This is a genomic window from Mycobacterium sp. (assembly GCF_025933915.1).
GTDB lineage: Bacteria > Actinomycetota > Actinomycetes > Mycobacteriales > Mycobacteriaceae > Mycobacterium.
The window spans coordinates 1-3,086 of sequence record NZ_JAICZA010000280.1; the positions used below are offsets into that span (position 1 = coordinate 1).

The following is a 3,086-nucleotide window of genomic DNA, read 5'->3' on the forward strand; positions in this document are numbered from 1 at the left end:
AACACTTACCAGGGCTCGGGAAAACTCCTCGGAAAAAAGGCGATCATCACCGGCGGCGACAGCGGCATCGGGCGCGCCGTCGCGATCGCCTTCGCGCGGGAGGGCGCCGACGTGCTGATCGCGTATCTCAACGAGGACGACGACGCGCGCGACGTGGCCCGGTACGTCACCAACGCCGGGCGCAAATGCGTACTGGTGCCCGGTGATCTCTCCGATGCCGCCCACTGTCGCGCCGTCGTGGACCGGGCGGTGCAGGAATTCGGCGGTGTGGACATCCTGGTCAACAACGCCGCCTACCAGATGATGCACAAGAGCCTCGACGAGATCAGCGACGAGGAATGGGATTACACCTTCCGACTCAATGTGGGCGCGTATTTCTACCTCGCCAAGGCGGCCCTGCCGTTCATGACCGCCGGCTCGTCGATCATCGGCAGCTCATCGGTCAACTCCGACTCCCCCAATCCGACCCTGGCGCCCTACGCGGCGACCAAGGCGGCGATCGCGAACTTCTCCGCCAGCCTGGCTCAGCTGTTGGGCGAGAAGGGAATTCGGGTCAACAGCGTGGCTCCGGGTCCGATATGGACACCGCTGATCCCCTCGACGATGCCGCCGGACAGCGTGGAATCCTTCGGCGACAATGTGCCGCTGGGACGCGCCGGCCAGCCCGCCGAACTCGCGCCGATCTACGTGCTGCTGGCCTCCGATGACGCGAGCTACATCTCGGGGGCGCGGGTGGCCGTCACGGGCGGTAGGCCGATTTTGTAGGCGGCGATCCTTCGGGTCGTGATCGGACAGGTGTAACGGGATGCCCACCGGGGTACAGCCCGGACGGGTAAACGGCGAAAGGATGGCATCGATCGTGGCCATCGAAAGCGGTCGGTGGCGAGCGTTGCGACGGCGGTGGTCGGTCGCGGCGACCGCCGGAATCATGGCGGTGACAGGATGTTCGGCGCCGGGAACCTCATTGGAGAGCGCCCCGGCGGTGAGTTTGGCGGCCGTCGGCGCCACCATGCATGACCCGGTGTGGTCCTATCGTGACCACGCCCTGCTGGGCCTCACCGACGATCACCGGCTGGCCGCGATCACGTACGCCGGATCCGGGAGGGCCCATACTCGGCTGTCGGAGCCGATGGGCTCCGGACGCAACCTGCAGATAAGCCAGGAGGACGACCGGCACGTCTTCGTACCGCAGCCGGAGCGCGGCAAGGTCGCCGTCGTCGACATCGCGACCCTGCGGCCGATCGCCGCATTCGACGCCGGCCCCGCGCCTTCGTATCTCGCCGAAGACGCCGGCATGCGGGTGCTGCTGGCGCTGGCCGCGGACGGTGCGTCGGTGACGCCGGTGGACCAGTACGGGTTCCGCGCGCTGCCGACGGCCAGGGTCACCGGCGAGCCCGCCGAGAGCATCATCGGCGCCAACCGCGGACGTGAGATCGACTACCACCTCTATGGGCGATCGGGAATCCGCTATTACGAAGGCCCTACGTCGCCGCCCGAGGAGCAAGGCTCGTTGCGGATGGCGGTTGCTGCCGCGGCGGGAGACGGCGCCTCGGCGGAGCGCAGCTATGTCGCCGGTTACGACGACAGCACGCTCCAAGCCATCGACTCGCACCGCGGCGAAGAGGGGTTGGAAGTGCTGGCCCGAACCGAGCTGTCGTCGCCGGTTCGCTATCTGGGCACCGACGACACGCGCATCTACGCGGCCACCGATCGCGACGTGACGGTGCTGGAAACGGCGAGCTTCACCGGCTTTCCGGACGGAACCATCCCGGTGATCCGCACCATCGACTACCGGGCGGGACTGCCGTCGGGCCCGGTCGCCTCGGCGCCGCTGTCCGGGATGGCGATCGGTCCCCAGCGGGTGTATCTGACCTTGCGCGGCCAGCCCTACGTGATCAGTGTGGCGAAGCCACGCCTGTGATGGAGGGCAGATGAGCACGACAGCGCGCAAACCCGAGCCGATCGGGATTGATGACGACGTCGAGTTACTCGACGGGCAGATCGCGGCGCTCAAAGAACTCGCACGGCTCGACGATGCGTCCGAGGGGCAGATCTACGACTTCGGGATCCGTTGGGGGGCAGCACTCGCCGGGCGGTTGCGGCGGCTTGTGCATTACAGCTGCCTTGGCCTGCTCGACGACGCCGCCGAACGCCGGTTCCAATCCCTATGTGACGACCTGCGTTCCGTGTCGGGTTTGATCGAGAGGTTCGGCCTCGCCCGGCCGCGGTTCACCGATACCCCGAGCCACCCCAGGTTGCGCTAGCCTGTCTCGCCCTGGCGCGGCTCGCGATGTCCTCGATATTGGAGATGCCTTGATATTCGGTCAGAAACTCGTTGGCCGCCAACACGATTCCGGTCCGGGGCGCGGGGCAGCCGGTGTTGCGGCACGTCAACCCCACCATGAAGGCGTCGTCGTCTTCGTCGAGGAACAGAAACCCGAGATACAGCGCGTGTCCGACGGCAAAATCCTTGGCGCCGCAGCCCGCGCAGTGCCCGCCCTTGACGGCCACCAGCTCTAAAACCCGTTCACACTCAACGCTTTGCAGCTCGACCAGCTCGGGCCGCACCCCGTTTGGCGCCATGTCAGATCTCCACGTCCTTGTCGTAGTGGACGTTGTCCTCGCGCCAGCCGCCCAGACCGTGGCCGATGCCCGAGTAGTCGTCGATGAACTCGATCTGGTTGATCCACTTCGCCATCTTGAAACCGACCTGGGTCTCCACCCGCAACCGCAACGGCGCCCCGTGCTTGATCGGCAGCGGCTTTCCGTTCATCTCGTAGGCCAGCAATGTCTGTGGCTTGTAGGCGAGTTCGAGATCGATCACCTCGTAGAACTGGCCCTCTCCTTCCGCGCTGGGCTCGTCGCGGCCGGTGTCCTGCATGGTCAGAAAGCAGATGTATTTCGCCTGCGGCAGGGGACGCACGTAGTCGGCGAGTTCGGCCAGCGGAACGCCGCTCCACTGGCCGATGCTGGTCCAGCCCTGCACACAGTTGTGCATCACGCGCTGCGATTGCTGATCGGCCAGGGAACGCAACGCGTCCAGGTCCAGCGTCACCGGGTTCTCCACCAGACCACCCACCCGCACC

The 3,086-nt window shown here is 66.4% G+C and carries 5 protein-coding genes; 3 read left to right on the top strand and 2 right to left on the bottom strand.

Features of this window, described 5'->3' with window-relative positions:
* The 3 genes from Q0W90_RS23940 to Q0W90_RS23950 form a co-directional block, all read left to right on the top strand.
* The coding region (locus Q0W90_RS23940; RefSeq protein ID WP_297777107.1) for an SDR family oxidoreductase at positions 1-765 on the top strand (765 nt) is incomplete at its 5' end.
* An 82-nt stretch (positions 766-847) separates the two neighbouring features.
* Positions 848-1,921, top strand: coding sequence for a hypothetical protein (locus tag Q0W90_RS23945; protein ID WP_297777109.1), 1,074 nt, complete (start codon positions 848-850; stop codon positions 1,919-1,921).
* Positions 1,922-1,931: 10 nt separating this feature from the next.
* Positions 1,932-2,264, top strand: coding sequence for a hypothetical protein (locus Q0W90_RS23950; RefSeq protein WP_297599518.1), 333 nt, complete (start codon positions 1,932-1,934; stop codon positions 2,262-2,264).
* On the opposite strand, the gene Q0W90_RS23955 is transcribed toward Q0W90_RS23950, so the two are convergent.
* Both Q0W90_RS23955 and Q0W90_RS23960 read right to left on the bottom strand, forming a co-directional pair.
* Positions 2,230-2,583 carry a hypothetical protein gene (locus Q0W90_RS23955; RefSeq protein ID WP_297599517.1) on the bottom strand — a complete coding sequence of 118 codons (354 nt, stop codon included), beginning with the start codon at positions 2,581-2,583 and terminating at the stop codon, positions 2,230-2,232. The two genes, Q0W90_RS23950 and Q0W90_RS23955, sit on opposite strands and share 35 nt — an antisense overlap.
* Position 2,584: 1 nt before the next feature.
* A partial coding sequence (locus Q0W90_RS23960; protein WP_297777110.1) for a molybdopterin-dependent oxidoreductase occupies positions 2,585-3,086 on the bottom strand: 502 nt, incomplete at its 5' end.

Coding starts and splice junctions, on each gene's coding strand:
- Q0W90_RS23950 (WP_297599518.1), top strand. CDS start 1,932: ATGAGCACGACAGCGCGCAAACCCGAGCCGATCGGGATTGATGACGAC.
- Q0W90_RS23955 (WP_297599517.1), bottom strand. CDS start 2,583: ATGGCGCCAAACGGGGTGCGGCCCGAGCTGGTCGAGCTGCAAAGCGTT.
- Q0W90_RS23945 (WP_297777109.1), top strand. CDS start 848: ATGGCATCGATCGTGGCCATCGAAAGCGGTCGGTGGCGAGCGTTGCGA.